Genomic DNA, 21164 nt, shown 5'->3' on the forward strand with positions numbered 1-21164 from the left:
AAAATATGAAACAGTTCTTTTTACAGCTCGGCGAGAAAGGGATCAAACTCAGTGTTGATGATCAGGGTAAGCTACTGGTCAGAGGCAAGTTTAAGGCTTTGACTGCAAGTGAAAAAGATTTTCTGAAGAACAATAAGCAAGAGATCATCCACGCAATAGAGCTGCGCCAAAGTGGTGCAGTTGAGTCGCCAGTTAGGATTGCCAAAGCGCCATCAGACGAGCCGCCGGTATTGTCTTTTTCGCAGCGGCGTTTGTGGTTTATTGACAAGCTTAATGGTGGCTCCAGCGAATATAATATGCCGATGGCATTTGCAGTGCACGGGCAACTGGATGTGGCCAAAGTTGAGCAAGCCCTGAATACCATAGTGCAGCGCCATGAGGTGCTAAGAACGGTATTTGATGAGCAAGCGGGCACACCCTGCCCGCGTGTGCTGGAAGACACCCACCTGAGCATCACAGTGCTGGACTTGAGTGAGCAGGATGCGCCGCAGCAAGCTGCCAACGCTTATCTGGTTCGCGAAGCCAACCGCGCGTTTGATCTCAGTCAGGATCTGATGGTGCGGGCCAGCTATTTGCAATTATCACACGATGAGACTGCGCACTGTCAGGCGATTTTAAGCTTTAATATGCATCATATCGCCTCCGACGGCTGGTCGATGGACGTCCTGAGCAAAGAATTTTTTGCCATTTACCAGTCGCTTGAACAAGGCGTGCCCTGTCCACTGACGCCATTGGCTATCCAGTATCGCGACTTCGCGCACTGGCAGCAAAAGCACTTTGCGCAAGGCGAGCTGGAAAAACAGCTGGCGTACTGGCAGCAGCAACTGCAAGGGGTGCCAGCGCTGCACCAATTACCACTGGACGCCAGTCGCCCGTCCGAAAAACAATACCGGGGTGAGCTTGTCACATCGCAACTGAGCAGCCAGGTCGCCAGCGAGCTACTAGCGCTTGCCAGAGCCTGCCAGCTGACCCCTTTTATGCTGCTGCATGGCGCGCTGGCGCTGGTGCTTAGTCGTCACAGCAACAGCAAGGACATTGTTATCGGCAGTCCGGTTGCCAATCGCCAGGATCCGGCGCTGGCCCCGCTGATCGGGTTTTTCGTCAACACCTTAGTGCTGCGGGTGAATACGGACTTTGACACTTTGCACGATTATCTGGCACATGTCAGGGCCGTGCATCTGGCGGCGCAAAGCAATCAGGACGTGCCATTTGAGCAGCTGGTTGAAGTATTAAATGTGCCGCGCAATAACGCCTACAGCCCGTTGTTTCAGATTTTGCTGACTACAGATAACCAATTTAGTGCAGGCGCGCAGCATGCTGAGCAGGTCCAGCTGGGTGGCGCGTCACTGGAGGCGATGTCGGAAGTTAGCCTGACCACCAAGTTTGACTTAGACATTCATATATCACTGAATGAGACAGGCGTGTCCGTCGGCTGGACTTATGATGTGGCCCTGTTTGAACAAGCCCATATTCGCCAGCTCAATCAGCATTTGTGCAACGTGCTAAGCGCAATGGCGGCGCTGGCTCACACAGAAAAAGGCCCGACTAAGCTGGCTGCTATTGCTATGGTCAGTGAACAAGAGCAGCAGCAGGCGTTGACACTGGCAAGTGGCGCACCGATCACTTGCCAGTGGCAAGCCGTGCATCAGCTGCTGGAATATCAGGCCCGGCATAACCCGGATGCCATTGCGGTGCAGGCGCAGGCAAGGCAGCTGACTTATGGCGAATTCAATGCCCGTGCCGATGCGCTGGCGATGCGTCTGGTGGCGGAATATGGCGTCACGGTAGGGCAGCCTGTAGCCATTGTGGCGCAGCGCAGTATTGACACACTATGTGCTGTAGCGGCCCTGCTCAAAGCGGGCGCAGCCTATGTACCACTTGACCCCGATGCCCCGCAGGAACGACTCAATTACATTATCGACGAGTTATCGCTTTCGCTGGTTTTGGCACACACACAAGATACCTTTGCCGGACTCCCTTGTGTGCGACTGGACCAGGCGGACTTATGGCAGCCACCGGAACACACGACTGCACTGCCTGAAGTGGGCGGCGATCACAGTGCGTATATTCTGTATACCTCCGGCTCCACCGGTCGGCCAAAAGGCGTCCACCAGCGTCACAGCACCTTAGTGAATTTGACTGCCCATCAGGCGCAGGTGGATGGCATGACTCAGCCCTACCGGACCTTGCAGTTTACCCCGCTGACGTTTGATGTGTCGGCGCAGGAATTAGCGACCAGCTGGCGTACCGGCGCATGTCTGGTGCTGATGTCGCAGCAAGAAAAAGATCAGTTACAGGACCTGGCCTGCCTGGTGGCGGCGCAAAAGATAGCGCGCTTATTTGTGCCCCCCGCGGTTTTTGATTTAATGGCTGAGCAGGCGGGCAGCAGTCCGGCCATCGACATGACGGCGCTCAGACAGGTATGTGTTGCCGGTGATGTGCTGAAGCTGACCCCCAGCATTCGCCAGTTTATGGCGCGCCATCCTCAGTGTGACTTGTACAATCATTATGGCCCTACCGAAACCCATGTTGCCACAACCTGCCATGTTACTCAGTTTGATCAGGACGAAGCCAGCATAGGGCAGGCGATTGCCAATACTCAGTGTTTGATTCTGGATACCGATTTGGCGCCTGTGCCCAGCGGCTGTGTCGGCGAGTTGTATGTTGCCGGGCCGGGTGTTGCCCTGGGTTACTACAATCACCCGGCACTGACGGATGAGCGCTTTATTGATGCGGTACATGTACAGGCGTTACCGGCAACCTCGTCGCGACTATACAGAACCGGCGATCTGGTCCGCATGACCAGTTCGGGCAATTTACAGTATCTCGGTCGCTGCGATGAACAAATAAAAATTCGCGGATTTCGCATTGAACCGGGTGAGATCAGCGCCGTGCTGGAGTCTTTTGATGAGCTTGAGTCGGCACTGGTACTGGCAATCGGCGAGGCCGACAACAAGCAGCTGATCGCTTATGTACGTCCTTGTATCACGCGTGAGACAAGCGACGCAGAGCAACAATTGACCGCCAGGCTGTTGAGCGCACTCAGGTCCGTCTTGCCTGCTTATATGGTACCGACGGCGATTGTGGTGGTTGAGCAATGGCCACTCACGGCAAATGGTAAAATTGACCGGCGCGCCTTGCCTGCGGTGCACATACAACAAGCCCAGGGAGAAGCGCCCAATATCAGGACGGAGCAAGTGCTGGCCGAGATTTGGGCAGGATTGCTGGCGTGTGACGTCGAGCAGTTAACCCGGGATGCGGACTTTTTTGCGCTTGGCGGCCATTCTTTGCTTTCGGTACGGCTGGTGTCCTTGATCCGCAGTGAGTTTGAGGTCGACATTGCCGTTAAGCAGGTTTTCTCTGCAAGTACGCTGTCTGCTTTGGCTGCGCTGATTGAGCAAAGTGCTCAGGCATCACGACCCGTGATAGAGGCATTGCCGCGCGATACCGACAGCTTTGCGTTATCTTATGCCCAGCAGCGGCTGTGGTTTATCGATCAGTTTCAGGGCAGCTCGGCCCAGTACAATATGCCGTTAGCCTTTGAGGTCGACGGCCCGTTTGACTTAAGCGTGGCACAACAGGCACTGAGCGCGATAGTGGCACGGCACGAAGTGTTGCGCACTGTTTATCAGGAAGGGCCGAATGGACCGGTGCAGGTGATCCTGGCGCCACAAGCTGTGATTATCCGCCATCTAGAGCTGGAGCATCTGGCAGGGGCACAGGCACAGCAACAGCTCGAACACTTGCTGGCGGAAGATGCACAGGCGCCGTTTGATTTGGCCACTGATCTGATGCTGCGCGCCAGCTTTATCAGCCTGAGCCCGGCGCGGGGCGTGTTGCTGCTTAATATGCATCATATTGCCTCGGACGGTTGGTCACTGAACGTGTTCAGCAATGAATTCTTCCGTTTATATGCCGCCTTGCAGGACGGCCGGGACAATCCGCTTGCCCCACTCGATATTCAGTATGCCGACTTTGCTCAGTGGCAACGCAACTGGTTACAGGGCGATGTGCTACAGCAGCAACTGGATCACTGGCAGGCTCAGCTGAGCAATGCACCCGGCGTACACACTATTCCACTGGACTACCCAAGACCGGCTGAAAAGTGTTACGAGGGTGCCATGGTGTCGGGCAAAGCCTCCGCTCAGCTGGCAACGCAATTACGTAATATGGCCGCGCATTATCAGATGACGCCGTTTATGTTGTTGCATGCGGTGCTGGCGCTGACCATCAGCCGTTACAGCAACAGTATGGATGTGGTGATTGGCACGCCGGTGGCTAACCGCCTGCAGGCCGAAGTGGAGCCACTAATTGGCTTTTTCGTGAATATTCTGGCGCTGCGGGTGAACACGGATCAGCCTTCGCTGGACAGTTATTTACAACATGTCAGAGATGTGCACCTGGATGCGCAAAGCCACCAGGACCTGCCGTTTGAACAATTGGTGGATGCCTTGCAGATCCCCCGTGGCGAAGCCCATGCGCCGCTGTGCCAAATCATGGCCTCATTTAACAGCACCCAAGCCCAGCCCATGGCTGATCACACTGCGCTTGAGGGGCTGACTTTTACACCGCTGATGCAGGCCGGGTGCGTGGCAAAATTCGACCTGGAAGTGGAGTTTTCATTAAGCGAAACGGCATTGCAGGTCAACTGGATCTACGACACCTCCTTGTTTTCAGAGGTACATATCAGCGACCTGAGCGCGCACCTGATGCTGTTGCTGGAGCGCCTGGTACAAACCGAGATGACCCAGAGCCTCAACACTCCGCCGGGGCAGCTGAGCGTGCTGGCGAGCGAGCAAAGTCAGTATCTGGTCAATGCCCTCAACGATAACTACCATGAGTATGATCGCACGCTGTGTATTCATCAGGCCTTTGAGCAACAGGTTGAGCGTAATCCGAACCACACCGCGCTTATCTTTGCTGACCAGCAAATGAGTTATGCGCAGCTCAATGGCAAGGCCAATCAGCTGGCCCATTACCTGCGTGAGCAGGGCTGTGTGTCGTCAGATACTTTGATTGGCATCGCGCTGGACCGCTCGCTGGAAATGATCATTGCGACGCTGGCGGTACTTAAAGCCGGTGGCGCTTATGTGCCGCTGGACCCGGCTTATCCGCCTGCGCGACTGAGCTATATGCTGGAAGATGCCAACATACAGACCATTATCAGCTGTGAGGCGATTTTGGCTGCGGTGAACCTCGCTGAGTTTGCCGTGATCACCCTGGATGATCTGCTTGAGGAAACCGGATTAGGTCAGTTCAGTCATTGCAGTGCAGAGAATTTAGACAGCAGGGCACTGGGGCTGCTGCCCACCAGTCTGGCTTACGAAATCTATACCTCTGGCTCGACGGGTCAGCCAAAAGGTGTGCTGCTGGAACATCAGGGCATAGTGAACCTGGCCGACAACCAGCGCCGTGCCTTTGCCATTTCGCCGCGCAGCAAAGTGTTGCACTTTGCCTCAATGAGCTTTGATGCCGGCACCTGGGAATATGCCATGGCGCTGCTCAATGGTGCCACGCTGGTGATCGCCGACAGCGAGCAAAGGCGCTCGCCCGAGGCCATTACCGCACTGCTGGCGCAGCAGCAAATAAGCCATGTGACTTTACCCCCGGCCTTTTTGGCCATGATGCCGCTCGACACCTCGCTGGCATTGCAGGCCCTGATTGTTGCTGGGGAAGCCTGTGAGCCGGAGCTGGTCAATCAGTGGTCGGCACATTATCCCTTCTTTAATGCCTATGGTCCGACCGAGGCCTCTGTGTGTGCCTCCTATCAGCGCCTGTATCCCGGCACTCCCATCACCATAGGTAAACCACTGAACAATGTCAGCCTTTACGTACTGGATGGCCAGATGGCGCTGGTGCCGCCGGGGGTGATAGGGGAGCTACACATTGGTGGTGACGGGCTGGCGCGCGGCTATCATCAGCGCCCTGAGCTGAGCGCCGAAAAGTTTGTTGAGAATCCCTTTTATTATTATCCGGCCCACCGCGATAGCACGCGATTGTATAAAACCGGCGATCTGGCCCGGGTGCTGCCCGATGGCAACATAGAGTTTGTCGGTCGTCTCGATGCGCAGGTGAAAATTCGCGGTTTTCGTATTGAGCTGAGCGAAGTGGAGGCTCAGCTTAACCGCTGTGAGCAGCTCGACTCGGCCGTGGTACTGGTCAAACAAGCCAGTAATGGTACGGATATGCTGATCGCTTATATTCAGCCGCGCAGCGAACAGGACGACGCCTCGATTATCCAGCAAGTTGAGCAGTATTTGCATGCACAGCTGCCGGAATATATGGTGCCGAGCCGCTTTGTGGTGGTGCCCCAGTGGCCGCTTACGCCCAACGGCAAAATAGATAAAAAAGCGCTGCCTGAGGTGGCGGGTTCAGACAGTGAGCAACCTTTTGTAGCACCCGAGACGGCCACCGAGCAGGCACTGGCAGAAGTCTGGTCAGCCTTGCTGGGTATAGAGATCAGCGAAATAAGCAGTCATGCACGCTTTTTTGAGCAAGGTGGCAACTCTATTTTGGTCACCCGGCTGGAAACCCAGATCCGCCATCGCTTCGCCGTCGAGTTTGCTGTCAAAGAGTTGTTTGCACAGCCACAGCTAAAGGAGCAGGCATTGCACATAGATTATCTGCTCAGTCGTCAGAGCGACCCGCAGGCAGAAGATGATGCCGAGCTGGAGGAAATGGACTGGTAACCGAGTCAGGCCACAGGCCTGATAAACAAGCACACATACAAACAAGTAAACAAGCTGCCGGCCTGGCAACGCAGGCTGGTGTTAAGTCGTAGAGGCAAAGCCTGTGACTGGGCGTTATTCGGGACCCGGGTAACACCTAGCCACAGGCACAGCGCTTTTGCAGTAAACACAGATATGAGTTAGTCAGTCATTATGGAAAACATCAAACAGCTACTCGTTGAGCTCGAGCAGGCGGGGATCCGACTATTTCTGCAAGATGGGGCATTAAAGTCGAAAGCCAAAAAAGGGGCCATCACGGCCGATATCGCAAAGCAGATCAAACAACATAAAAGCGCCATTGTTGAGACCCTGGCCCAGCACCAGCAAGCCACTATGGTGAGTCCGGTGACTCATCGGGACGACCTCAGCAGCTACCCCTTATCCTTTGCTCAGCAGCGCTTGTATACGCTGGACCAAATTCAGGGCGGTTCCAGCGAATACCATATGCCGATGGTGTTCAGGCTCAGTGGCCAAATTGATGTGGCGCTGATTGAGCGCGTATTTCGCGAGATAGTGACACGCCATGACGTACTCAGAGCGGTCTTTACTCAGACTGAGCAGGGCGTGCAGCAGTCACTGCTCGACCCGCAAGATTTTTGTGTGGCACAAGAAACCCTGACCGAGCAAGATGAAGCCGCGGGGATTGCGCAGTTTATTGATGATGCGGCCGCACAGCCCTTCAATCTGGCTGAGGATTTTATGCTACGCGTGCGCTTTTTGGCGCTGAGCACCGAAGACGCCGGGGTGCTGTTTATCAATATACACCACATCGCCACCGACGGCTGGTCCATGGATATTTTGCTCCGGGAGTTTTTTACGCTCTACCACGCCTATGGCTATGGCCAGCCCAACCCGCTGCCCGAGCTGGCAATTCAGTATGCCGATTATGCCCAGTGGCAGCGCGACTGGTTACAAGGGGAGGTGCTGGACACCCAGCTCAATTACTGGCAACAACAACTGGCCGAATTGCCCCGGGTGCATGCCCTGCCACTGGATTTTCCAAGGCCTGAGGTCAAGGCATATCAGGGAGAGGTGGTCTCGCAGCCGCTCAGTGCCGAGCTGTGTCAAAAGCTGTCGAGCCTGGCCAGGCGCTATGCCCTGACTCCGTTTATGCTGATCCACGGCGCACTGGCGCTGGTGTTGTCCCGCAACAGCAATCACCATGATATTGTGATTGGCACGCCGGTAGCCAACCGCCGTCAGGTTGAGCTGGAAGCTTTGATTGGCTTTTTCGTCAACACCCTGATCCTGAGGGTCGACACGCAGGACCAGCCTCTTAACGACTATCTGGCGCAGCTCAGACAAGTGCACTTAGATGCCCAGTCCCATCAGGATCTGCCGTTCGAAAAACTGGTCGAGGTGCTGAAAGTACCCCGCAGCACCGCGCACAGTCCGCTGTTTCAGATCATGCTCACCACCAACTCAGACTATGGCATGAGCGAGCCCCATGCCGACACCACAGAGCTGGCGGGCCTGTCCATCACGCCCATGAGCGGCAGTGGCGCAACAACCAAGTTTGATCTCGACATCAATGCCTCGCTGAGTGATGAAGGCGGCGTGATTGAATGGACCTATGACGTGACACTGTTCACGCGCGAGCGCATTGAAACGCTGGCGCAGCATCTGAACAACACTTTGGCTTTTCTGGCACAGCTGCATACCGATAGCACACTGAGCACCGCGGCTATTCCTATGCTGAGCGATACCGAGATTGCACAGCTTTGCGCGTTTAACGACAACGCCCTGGCTTATCCGCAAGCGCTTTGTATCCATGAATTGTTTGAAGCACGCGCAGCGCAACATCCCGAGCGCAGTGCCGTGCATCACGGCGCGACCACGCTGAGCTATGGTGAGCTCAACGCCCGGGCAAACCAGCTGGCGCATTATTTGCGGTTTGAGCACCATATCGGCCCGGATTGTCCGGTGGGTGTCTGCCTTGAGCGTGGTACAGACATGATAGTCGCCATGCTGGCCATTCTTAAAGCCGGCGGGGCCTATGTGCCGCTCGACCCGGCATACCCGCCAGAGCGCCTGGCTTATCTGATTGAAGACGCCAGCCTGAGTGTGGTGCTGACCCAGCAAAGTGTGACCAGCACAGTGGCGCTGCCCGGTACTCAGGCGGTGATGCTGGATGAGTTGGATACCGAGGGCAGTGCTTTCTCGCGTTATTCCACCGCGAATATCAGCCGCAACGAAAGCGGTGTGACGGAACAACATCTGGCCTATCTGATCTACACCTCAGGCTCCACCGGGCAACCCAAAGGGGTGATGATTGAACACCGCAATACCGTGGCCATGCTGTACTGGGGGCGCGCTGCTTTTAACGATGAGGCGCTGCGCCGGGTACTGGCTTCGACCTCGCTGAACTTTGACCTCTCGGTGTTTGAAATCTTCCTGCCGCTGAGTTTTGGCTTTGAAGTGGTGGTGGTCAAAAACGCGTTGGCGCTGGCGGATGAGGCGCTGGATATCAGTCTTATCAATACCGTTCCCTCTGCAATGAATGCCTTGCTGGATGTTGGCGCGTTGCCGCAGAGCCTGACAACCGTGAACCTGGCCGGTGAGCCACTCACGGCCCAGCAGGTCAATCAGATCTTTGCTGCCTTGCCTCAGGTTGAAGTGTGTAACCTCTATGGTCCCTCGGAAGACACCACGTATTCAACCTGTGCACGCTTTCGCGGTGAATTGACTTCCGTGCCGGATATCGGCCAGGTAATAGCCAACAGCCAGGCTTATGTGCTGGGCAACGCACTGGAGCGCTTGCCCGTGGGGTGTGTCGGTGAGCTGTATCTGGGGGGCGCAGGTATCGCGCGCGGCTATCTGAATCGACCCGACCTGACCGAGGAGCGCTTTATTGCCAACCCTTATTATCAGGCGAGTGCGCACGATAACAGCCCGCGCTTGTATCGCACCGGTGACTTAGTGCGCTATCGCGCGGATGGACGACTGGAGTTTATTGGTCGCAGCGACGATCAGGTCAAGATCCGGGGCTTCCGTATTGAGCTGGGCGAAATTGAACATCGCCTCAATCAGCTTGACGACATTGCACTGTCGCAGGTGTTGGCGCGCACACTGAACGATGGCCAACAGCAGCTGGTGGCCTATGTGCAGCCCTGTCTCACGTGTGAGACAGCTCAGGATGAGACGCAACAGGCAGACTGGATAGCCGAGATTAAAACGCGCCTGGGGCAACAACTGCCTGCCCATATGGTGCCCGGCCTGTTTGTCGTCATGCTACAGTGGCCGCTGACACCCAACGGCAAGATTGATAAAAAAGCCCTGCCTGTGCCCGACGCACTGCAGCAAAGCAGTGCCCAATATGTTGCGCCAGAGACTGAGCGGGCTCGGCTGCTGGCAGGTTTATGGGCCGAATTACTGGGGCTGGAGCAGGACAAGATCAGTGCTACCGCCAACTTCTTTGAGCTGGGTGGCCATTCTTTGTTGATCATGCAGCTGCTGGCCAGACTCCAGCAGCAACAGCTTAGCAGCAGCGCGCAACAACTGTTCCAGGCCAAAGACCTGGCCGCGATGGCTGCCGTGATTGACAACGCCGACGAGGCATTCACAGTCCCCGAAAATAAAATACCAGCGCACTGTGAGGCCATCACGCCCGAGATGCTGACGCTGGCAAGCCTTGAGCAAGACGAGATAGAGGTCATTGCCGCTGCCGTGCCGGGCGGTATGCGCAACATTCAGGATATCTACCCGTTAGCGCCGCTTCAGGAAGGGGTATTATTTGTCCATACTCTCAACCCGGAGCACGACCCTTATGTGACTACGGCCAGTTTTGAGTTTGCCTCGGCAGACAAGCTGGCCGAGTTTGTGACCCAGCTGAACGCTTTAGTGCAGCGCCATGATGTGCTGCGCACCGCCATATTTTGGCGCGGCCGTGAGCAGGCGATGCAGGTGGTACTGCGTGAAGCGACATTAGCTGTGACTGAGCTGGCACTGAGCGGGGACAACCTCAAAGCGCAGTTCGGCGAATTTGTGGCAAGCGGTCCACATGGTTTTGACCTGCAGTCTGCGCCACTGATCCAGTTAATCACCAGCCCGCAGGATGAGCAGGGCCATATCTTTGCCATGCTCAAGTTCCATCATTTGATCACCGACCATGTTTCCCTAGAGATCCTGATGGGCGAGTTGGAAGCCGACGACATACAGGCATTGCCTGCACCTTTGCCGTATCGGGAGTTTATTGCCCGCTCGATGGCGCAAAGTGCGCAGCTCGACACGGCCGAGTTTTTCACCGAACTGCTGGGAGATATAGATACCCCCACTTTGCCGTTTGAGCTGGCGCAGGTCGCCGGTGATGGCAACGCGGCGGTGGAATACACCCAGGCGTTAAGTGCCGCGCAGTCTGAGCAGATCCGCACCCTTTGCAAGCGCCATCAGTGCAGCCCCGCCGCATTGTTCCACCTGGCCTGGGCTCAGGTTTTAAGTGCCTGTTGTGGCCGCGACGAGGTGGTGTTTGGCACTGTGATGTCGGGCCGGATGAATGGCATGCCAGGCATAGAGCGAATGATGGGCATGCTGATCAACACCTTGCCGATCCGCGTATCTCTGGGCCATCAGTCAGCCCATATGGCACTGCAACAAGTCAACGAGGCGTTGCAAGCGCTACTACCCTATGAGCAGGTGTCGCTGGCCGAAGCGCAAAGTTACAGCGGAATTGACGGCAATGCGCCACTGTTTAGTGCGATTTTAAATTACCGCCACTCAGCCACGCATTCAGCGCCTGGGGGCACGCAACAGCAAGCCGACCCTGGCATTGCCCTGCTCAGCACCCGTGAGCGCACCAATTACCCGTTTGACCTGTCGGTGAACGACCTGGGTGAGAACGACAGTTTTAGTCTCGATTATCAGATTGAGCACAGTGTTCCGGCAACGCGCATTGCGGCTATGATGGACACCGCACTGACGACGCTGCTTGCGGCGCTGGTTGAGCACACCGAGCAGCCCGTTGCCACGCTTGGGGTGCTAAGCGACGCTGAACTAGCTATGCTTAAGCGCTGGCAAAGTCAGGATGCCGACTACCCGCGCGGTGCCTGTATTCATGATGTGTTTGAGCTGCATGCCAAAGCCACGCCCGACAGCATCGCCGTGCAGCTGGGCAGCGAAACGCTCAGCTATGCGGCGCTGAACGCCAAGGCAAACCAGCTGGCGTGCTACCTGCGCGAGACGCATCAGGTCAATGCCGGTACTCTGGTTGGATTGTGTATTGGCCGCTCGCTCGACATGCTGGTGGCCTGCCTGGCGATACTTAAGGCGGGCGGTGCTTATGTGCCACTGGACCCGAACTATCCGCAATCGCGACTGGCTTATATGCTGGAAGACACCCAGCTGAGCGTGGTGCTGACCGAGCAGGCACAGCAGCAAACGCTGGCATTCAGTCCTATTACCCAGGTAGTGCTGGATGATCCACACAGCGCCTGGTCATCATTCAGTGATGAGAATCTGCCACGGGCCGCCGGGCTGACGCCTCAGTCGCTGGCCTATGTGATTTATACCTCCGGCTCCACAGGCACACCAAAGGGCGTGATGACGCCCCATCGCGCGGTGAACCGTCTGGTTCATACGCCGAATTTTATGACGCTGAACGCAGACACCGTGTTTTTGCAAAGCGCCAATATTGCCTTTGATGCCGCGACACTGGAGATCTGGGGACCGCTGCTTAATGGTGGGCGTTGTGTCTTGTATCCCGACAGCCAGATCACCCTGGACGGGCTCAATACCGTATTGAGCACGCAAGGAGTCACGGCACTGTGGCTGACCTCTGGTTTGTTTACTGAGTGGAGTAAGGTCTGCAGTGAACTCAGTACTGACTCGCTTGCGCTGCAACATGTGTTGGCCGGGGGCGATGTGCTGAACCCGCATGCCGTTAGCGCGGTGCAGCAAGCACTGCCAGAGGTTACGGTAATTAACGGCTATGGGCCGACGGAAAACACCACCTTTACTTGTTGTTACCCGGTGCCAAGAGACAGTGACATCAGTGCCGGGGTGCCAATCGGCCGTGGTGTTCAGGGCGATACACTCCTGATCTTAACCCCGCAGGGCCGCCGGGCTGCACAGGGCGTAGTCGGCGAGTTGTGCGTGGGCGGCGATGGCCTGGCACTGGGCTATCTGAACCAGCCCGCGCTGAGCAAAGAGCGCTTTATTCACAACCCTTATGCCAGCGAAGCCGGACAACCCGAGCTGCTGTATCGCACCGGCGATTTGGTGCGCTGCACGGATGATGGGCTGATCAGCTATGTTGGCCGCCTCGATGATCAAATCAAGATCCGGGGCTTTAGGGTCGAGCTGGGTGAAATTGAACGCCAGCTCGAAGCGCTGGATGATGTCTCTCTGGCCCTGGTGACCATCAGGGCGCGCAGTGAAGGCGACAAGCAACTGGTTGCGTATGTTGAATTACCCCCCGGCTGCGAGCAGTCAGACTCGGGTGCCCAGATGCAGGCACTGGCGGCGGCTTTGGCCGCACAGCTGCCCGCTTACATGGTTCCGGCGGCGTTTGTGCCGGTAGAAGCATGGCCGTTAACCCGCAACGGCAAAATTGACCGGCAGGCACTGCCAGAGCCGGATTTCAGCCTGATGCAGGCCGAGTATGTGGCCCCGGCCAGCGAGCTTGAAGATATGCTGGTGGCCATCTGGTCTGAGCTACTGGACCTGCCACCGGAGCAAATAAGCACGGGCGCGAACTTTTTCGAGCTGGGCGGCCACTCCCTACTGGTGATGAAGCTGCTTCAGCTGCTCAACCAGCGGCTGGAGATTGAGCTGCAAATTGCCGACTTATACCGCTGCGAGAACATTCAGCAGATAGCCGGGTTTATAGAGTCGGTGCAGGCCATTCATCACCAGGCCCTGCCACAGCAACAAGACAACGATGAATTTGAGGATTTTGAGCTATGAGTGTGGAGTCGCTCTTTCAACAACTGCAACAGGCGGGCGTTATTTTTCAGTCACAGGACGAGAAAATCACCCTCAAGCTGCCCAAACAGATGGACAGCCAGCTAAAGCGCCAGCTGGCAGAGAACAAAGACGCACTCAAGGCGTTTTTACACCAGCTCTATGCTCGCAGTAACAAGCGTCCGGTACTGGTCAAAACCACCGCTAACCGGGCGCCTTTATCCTTTGCCCAGCAGCGCTTGTGGATGCTTAACGAATTGCACGGCGGTAGTGCACACTACAACATGCCGCAGATCTATCGGGTAGCAGGCCAGCTGGAGCCCGTGCTGGTCGAGCAGGCACTGGCGCAAATCGTGGCGCGCCATGAGGTGCTGCGTACGGTGTATCAGTCGCATCAGGGACAGGCAACTCAGGTAGTGCGCGATGAGGTGACCTTTACCTTAACCTGTGTCGATTTAAGTGCGCATAACGAGCAGGCGGCGAAGCAGGCGCTGGATAGATTGATAGAGTCGGATGCCAGAACACCTTTTGATTTAAGTCAGGACTTGATGATCCGGGCAACCTGGGTAGATCTGGGTTTATCCGCAGACCTTACTCAGGCGCAGGGTTATTTACTGCTGAATATGCATCATATTGCCTCGGACGGCTGGTCGATGGCGGTGTTGAGCCAGGAATTTTTTGCTTTGTACACCAGCCTTGCACAGGGCAAAAGCGCGCCGCTCCCGCCATTAACACTGCAATACAAAGATTATGCGCAGTGGCAGCGTGACTGGCTGAGCGATGAGGTGCTCGCCTACGGATTGGATTTTTGGCGCTCGACGCTTGCCGATATCCCGGCGCTGCATAGCCTGCCGCTGAGCTACCCAAGACCGGCGCAAAAGGGCTATCTGGGCGCTAAACTCGATGCCGCGCTGGATGCGACGCTCGCAAGCGCACTTGGCAATCTTTGCGAGCAACATCAGCTCAGCCCCTTTATGCTGATGCATGGCGCGCTGGCGCTGACCTTAGCGCGCTTTAGTGGCGGCTCGGATATCGTTATTGGTACGCCGATTGCCAATCGTAACGATGCTCAGCTCAGAGACTTAATCGGCTTTTTTGTCAATTCCCTGGTGCTCAGAGCAAACACAGAGCACGAAACGCTGGCAGCGTTTTTAGCCCATATTCGCAGCGTGAATCAACAGGCGCAGTCTCATCAGGATGTGCCTTTTGATCAGGTAGTGGAGGCGCTGAACCTTGAGCGTGATAATGCGCACACGCCGGTGTTCCAGATTGTACTGACCACCAACTCGGACTATGGCGTGACCGCTGAGCAGCCCGCCGGTGTGGCCCTGCCTGAGCTGAGCATGACACCGCTGATGAGCGATGAACCCATTTGTAAGTTTGATATTGAGCTTAACCTGAGCCTGGATGAGTCGGGTGTGCAGATCACCTGGTTATACGACAAGGCGCTGTTCAGCGCGGCATTGATCGCTCGCTTTAATGCGCAGCTGATGGTCATTCTCGAGCGTCTGGCCGATGCCGCGAGCCATGCCAATGCACTGCCGCTGAGTGAGATAACCGCACTGCATCCGGATGAGCTGGCCAAGCAACAAGCCCTGATGACGCCCTCGGCGCTGAGCGACGCCGCTCAGTTAACGGTGACCGAGCTGTTTGGCCTCAGCGCAACGCGTGCCGCGCAGCAGATTGCGCTGGTGTGTGGTGAGCAACAACTGAGTTATGGCGAGCTTGACAGCGCCTCTAACCGGCTGGCGCGCTATCTGCTGGCACAAGGCCACCAGACCCATATTGGCTTATTATTGCCGCGGGGTATCGAAATGGTTGTGGCCATGCTGGCGGTACTAAAAAGCGGCGCAACCTATGTACCGCTGAACCCGGATTATCCGCAGTCCCGCATTGACCACATCATTAGAGATGCCAACCTGCAACAGGTGATCACTTGTGCAGTCCACAAAGAGTTATTGCAAGGTAGTAAAGCGCAGGCGCTGGTATTAACGCCCGAACTGAGCATCGCCGGGTGTGAGACGTTTGCGCGATTTGGCTCAGCGCCCGTAACCGAGTGTCAGAGCGAGCCACACAGTGCCGCATATGTGATTTATACCTCAGGGTCGACCGGCTTGCCAAAGGGCGTGGTGGTGCCACACCGGGCTATCAGCCGGCTGGTGATGTCGCCGAATTTTATGACGCTGGATGAGAATACGGTTTTCCTGCAAGCTGCGAACGTGGCTTTTGATGCGGCCACCTTAGAAATTTGGGGCCCGCTGCTCAATGGCGGGCGTTGCGTGATCTATCCTGAAACACATATCACGCCGGATACCTTAAACCAGGTCATCGCCACTGAGCAGGTCAATGCCATGTGGCTGACCGCCGGACTGTTCAGCGAATGGAGCAAAAGCTGTGCAGATGCGCCTGAGCAGTTGCGCACTTTACGCACTGTGCTGGCGGGGGGGGATGTGCTGGAGCCGCAGGCGGTGGCGCGGGTGCAGCGGGCACTAGCGGACGTGCAGCTGGTCAATGGCTACGGGCCGACGGAAAACACCACCTTCACCTGTTGTTATCGGCTTCCTGCCGACTTTGACCCGGCCAGTGCCGTGCCAATTGGTAAGGCGCTGCAGGGCGACAGCGTGATGGTGCTTAATGGCAATGAATTAGTGCCACATGGCTGTGTGGGCGAGCTGTGTGTCAGTGGTCCCGGACTGGCGCTGGGCTATTTGAATTTAGCGGCGCTGAGCGCAGCAAAGTTCACCGCCAATCCGTTTTATGACGAGACCCAGCCAGCAGTCTATCAGCGTCTGTATCGCACCGGCGATTTGGTGCGTATGCGTGATGATGGCGTGGTGGAATACATTGGCCGGAGCGATAATCAAATCAAGATCCGCGGCTTTCGGGTTGAACTGGGCGAAATTGAACAACAAATCACACAGCTTGATGCCATCGCCAGTGCGCTGGTGGTTGTAAAAGGCGATGCCCACAAGCGTCTGGTGGCCTATGTTGAGCTGACCGCCACTGCTCGCGAGCATGGCAGCACCGACAGCGCCCAGCTAAGTCAGACGCTGGCGCGTATTCTGCCTGCCTACATGGTGCCGGACGCTCTGATGCTGGTGGCGCAGTGGCCTTTGACTAGCAATGGTAAAATCGACCGCCGGGCACTGCCAGAGCCCGACTTTATCGAGGCGCACGAAACGTATATTGCACCTGTGACTGCGCCTGAGCGGGCGGTGGTCGAAGTCTGCGCTGAGCTGCTTGAGCGCGACCCGGCGCAGCTCAGCACTTCGGCTAACTTCTTTGCGCTGGGCGGCCACTCGCTGCTGGTGATCCAGCTGATAGCCAAACTTAAAGTGCGCGGTTATCAGGTCGACAGTCAGGCGCTGTTTACCAGCAGCAGCCTGGCCGGGATGGCCAGTTTACTGACAGAAGACCGCGGGCAGGGGTTTGTGGTGCCCGAGAATCCAATTAAACCGGGCTGCACTGAATTAACGCCGGCGCTGCTGAATCTGATCACGCTAACCCAAAATGAGATAAATGAGATCACGGCACAACTGCCGGGCGGGGCGGCTAACATTCAGGATATGTATCCGCTGGCACCGCTACAGCAAGGGATCCTGGCCATGCACACCCTGAGCGATGGCCGTGACCCTTATGTCACGACCATGGCATTTTCCTTCTCGCAGCCGGAATTACTGACGCTGCTGGAAGCTCAGCTCAATACGCTTATCGCCCGCCACGATGTATTGCGCACCGCGATTTTATGGCGCGGTCGCACAGAGCCGCTTCAGGTGGTCCTGCGAGCAGCGCACATTGCCGCGCAATGGTTGCCGGTGAAGGCGGGGCAGGATGTACAAACGGTATTCGAAAACTACGTTGCACATGGCGCGCACCGCCTTGAGCTGGAATCGGCCCCTATGATGCAGTTGCAGGCCATGGAGGATAAGCAGACGCAGCAAATTTATGCGGTGCTTAAAGTACATCACCTGCTGATTGACCATGTGTCGCTGGATATTCTGATGGCCGAGCTGGCGCAGATAGAAAGCGAGGGAGCAGCGAGTCTGCCTGCCGTTACTCCGTATCGCCACTTTATTGCCCGGGTGTTGCACGACCAACAAAATCACGACGCTCAGCAGTACTTTAAAGCGCAACTGGGGGATTTTGATCAGCCGGCGTATCCGTTTGGGCTCAGTGAGGTAAACGGTGACGGTGGTCATATTGATGAATTTAAACAGCGTATTACGGGCGAGCTTGCAAGAAAAGTAAGAGACTATGCAAAAAGCCAGGCGATGAGCCCGGCGGCCTTATTCCACCTGGCTTGGGGGCGGGTTGTTGCAGCCTGCGCGGGTCAGCAGGATGTGGTGTTTGGCACTGTGTTATCGGGACGGATGCAAGGTGGCCCCGAGCTGGCACAGATGCTGGGCATGATGATCAATACCCTGCCCATTCGTGTGACTTTGGATCAGCGCACCGCGCGCACGGCCCTGCACGATACCCATGCCACCCTTCAGTCGCTGCTGCCCCATGAGCAGGCACCGCTCTCTGAGGCCATGCAGGCCTCGGGCGTGGCGGGCAATATGCCGCTGTTCAGCGCGGTGCTCAACTATCGCCATTCGCACGATGTCAGCGCACCCGATGAACAGGCCGAGCTGAAACTGTTAGGGGTGAAAGAGCGCACTAACTACCCATGCGTGATGTCAGTCGATGACCTTGGCGGTGATTTTTCCCTGACGCTGCAAGTCGACAGCAGCGTAGGGGGCCAGCGCATGAATGGCTATTTGATAGCGGCGCTGACTCAGCTGCTGGACGCGCTTGAAAGCGACTCACCGCAGCCGGTTGCCACCCTGCCAGTGTTGCCAGATGACGAGCAGCATCGTTATCTGAGCCAGTGGAATGATACCGCGCAAAGCTATGCGCGCGAGGTGTGTGTGCATCAGCTGTTCGAACACCAAGTTGCGGCGACGCCTGGGAATATCGCACTGCGCTTCGAGGCACAGACCCTCACTTATGCCGCGCTGAACAGCAAGGCCAATCAGCTGGCGCATTATTTGCGAGACACCCATCACATTGGCCCGGATTCACTGGTTGGCTTGTGCGTGGAGCGCTCCCTGGAAATGGTGATTGGCATCTGGGGCATTCTTAAGGCCGGTGGGGCCTATGTGCCGCTGGACCCTGAGCTGCCCGCAGCACGACTCAATTATCTGGTTGAGAATGCCAGTGCCGATGTGGTGCTCAGCACCCGCGCTGTGGCCAGTCGCGTTGAACTCGGCGAGGCCACCGTCGTGGCGCTGGATGACTTTGATTATGACGGCCATGACGAGCGTAATATCCCGGTGAGCGACATCGGTCTTACCTCGCGCCATCTGGCTTATATGATCTATACCTCCGGCTCCACGGGCAAACCCAAAGGCGTGCTGCTGGAGCATCAGGCGCTGCACAACCGCATCGACTGGATGGACAAGGAATATGGCTGCGATAGCAAAGACAAAATTTTGCAAAAGACGCCATACAGCTTTGATGTGTCGGTGTGGGAGTTTGTCTGGCCTATGCTCAAAGGTGCCGAGCTGGTGATTGCTAAACCGGGCGGACACAAAGACCCCAGCTATCTGAGCGAGCTGATCGCAGCCACAGGCGTGACTAAGCTGCACTTTGTGCCTTCAATGTTAGGGGTGATGCTGGAGCACGGCGACTTGAGCCGCTGCACCTCGATACAGCAGGTGTTCTGTAGCGGTGAGGCATTGCAGATAAGCCATGTTGAACAATTTAAGGCCTGCTTGCCAACGGCGCAGCTGCACAACCTGTACGGGCCAACGGAAGCGGCCATCGACGTCAGCTACTGGGACTGTGCGCAGCCTCATGGCAGCAGCGTGCCCATTGGTAAACCCATTCAGAATATTCAGCTGCTGATCCTTGATGAAGCACTCAATCTGCTGCCACAGGGCGCGTGTGGTGAGCTACACATTGGTGGTGAAGGCCTGGCCCGTGGTTATCTCAATCGCCCGGAGCTGACTGAAGAGCGTTTTATTGCCAATCCCTTTTTCGATGCCAGCGCGGCAAACAGCAGCCCGCGTCTATACAAAACCGGCGACTTAGTGCGCTACCGTGAGGATGGCAACATTGAATATATGGGCCGGATGGACCATCAGGTAAAAATCCGGGGTTTGCGTATTGAGCTGGGCGAAATTGAGTTTTATATCGGTGAGCACAGCGCGGTAGACTCGGCGCTGGTGATGGCCCTAACGGATGAGCATGGCAATCAACGCCTGGTGGCCTATGTGAAGCCACTGCACGAGTGCGATGAGCAGGCACTCACCGCCGCCATCAAAGCGCAGCTTAGCGAGGCATTGGCCGACTACATGGTGCCCGACAGCTTTGTGTTTGTCGGTCAGTGGCCACAAACCCCCAACGGTAAAATTGACCGCAAAGCGCTGCCTGCGCCTGAATTATCTGCTCTGGCTGGCGCATACCAAGCACCACAGGGCGACGCGGAAGTAATGCTGGCGCAGGTGTGGGCCGATGTACTCAAGCTGCCGGCCGAGCAGATCAGTCGCGATGCTAACTTCTTTGCGCTGGGTGGCCATTCACTGTTGGTGATGAAGCTGGTACAGAACATCGACCAAATCTTCAAAACCCATGGTATTGCCATCAACAAGGTGGTTGAGCGACCTATTCTCAGCGCCATGGCGCAGCTGATCACAGATCACAACGACTATGAATGGCAGGCCATTCGCCCTGTGTTATCACTGGACTTTGACCCGGCAGCAACGATTTATCTGGCACCGGGGGCAGGCATGACCAGCGGCGGATACATGGACTTGGCGCGGGCATTACCTCAGGTGCAATTGATGAGTCTGGAGCCTGTGGGTATGAGCGAGCAGGACCCGCAAATCGACAGTTGGGATGGGCTGATAGCCTGTTACGCCGACGCCATTATCAGCGAGCGCAATGCGCGTGGTGCACAGACGGAGCCCGTGGTGCTGATGGGCCACAGCTCTGGCGGCGCCGTGGCATTTGCAACGGCACTGAAGCTGGAGTCATTAGGGTGTCAAACACAGCTGCTACTGTGTGAGTGTTTGGTGGCAACCGATGATGAGACCGAGTTCGAGATAAGCGAAGCCGAAAAGCACGAACTCATGCTGTCTTACGCCAGAGAACTGAAACCCGAAGACAGCGAGGAGCAGTTGTTATCCTGGCTCAGTCTGGCCATGACCCAGCGCTTGTTCAATGTGTATTTCCAGCAGGTTGACTGGTCGCGGCGCTATCAGCCCGAGGCCAGTCTTCAGGGCGCGGTCTGCATGATCATTACCCCCGAGCTGGGAGAGGATTACTGGCAGCAAACACAGACGCAGTTGCAGGCGTATGTCAGCACCCAAATTACGACCATTAACACCCAGGGCAAACACGTCACTATGGTGAAAAGCCCTTATGTCAGTGGTCTGGCAGATAAGCTCATGACGCTACTGGCATGAGTGAACAGCACAAAAAGCGGGTTCTTTGACCCAAACAGGCAGGCTGAGGCAATCGTGCCTCAGCCTGAGTAACACCCATTTTAGTTTT

At 56.4% G+C, this 21164-nt stretch carries 3 protein-coding genes; all 3 read left to right on the forward strand.

Features of this window, described 5'->3' with window-relative positions:
* Window positions 1-5 precede the first annotated feature (5 nt).
* Window positions 6-6689 carry a non-ribosomal peptide synthetase gene (locus C3B51_RS09115; protein ID WP_130244839.1) on the forward strand — a complete coding sequence of 2228 codons (6684 nt, stop codon included), beginning with the start codon at window positions 6-8 and terminating at the stop codon, window positions 6687-6689.
* A gap of 192 nt (window positions 6690-6881) precedes the next feature.
* Window positions 6882-13628: a non-ribosomal peptide synthetase gene (locus C3B51_RS09120; RefSeq protein WP_130244840.1), complete on the forward strand. Its 6747-nt coding sequence runs from the start codon at window positions 6882-6884 to the stop codon at window positions 13626-13628.
* Window positions 13625-21076 (forward strand): non-ribosomal peptide synthetase, encoded by a 7452-nt coding sequence (locus C3B51_RS09125; RefSeq protein ID WP_130244841.1) that lies wholly within the window; start codon window positions 13625-13627, stop codon window positions 21074-21076. The genes C3B51_RS09120 and C3B51_RS09125 overlap by 4 nt, the downstream gene beginning before the upstream one ends.
* Window positions 21077-21164: the final 88 nt, after the last annotated feature.

This window comes from Pseudoalteromonas rubra, assembly GCF_004212645.1.
Classification (GTDB): domain Bacteria; phylum Pseudomonadota; class Gammaproteobacteria; order Enterobacterales; family Alteromonadaceae; genus Pseudoalteromonas; species Pseudoalteromonas rubra_G.

Bases quoted from the DNA above. Each gene is read 5' to 3' on its own strand.
- C3B51_RS09120 (WP_130244840.1), top strand. From the start codon at position 6,882: ATGGAAAACATCAAACAGCTACTCGTTGAGCTCGAGCAGGCGGGGATC.
- C3B51_RS09125 (WP_130244841.1), top strand. From the start codon at position 13,625: ATGAGTGTGGAGTCGCTCTTTCAACAACTGCAACAGGCGGGCGTTATT.
- C3B51_RS09115 (WP_130244839.1), top strand. From the start codon at position 6: ATGAAACAGTTCTTTTTACAGCTCGGCGAGAAAGGGATCAAACTCAGT.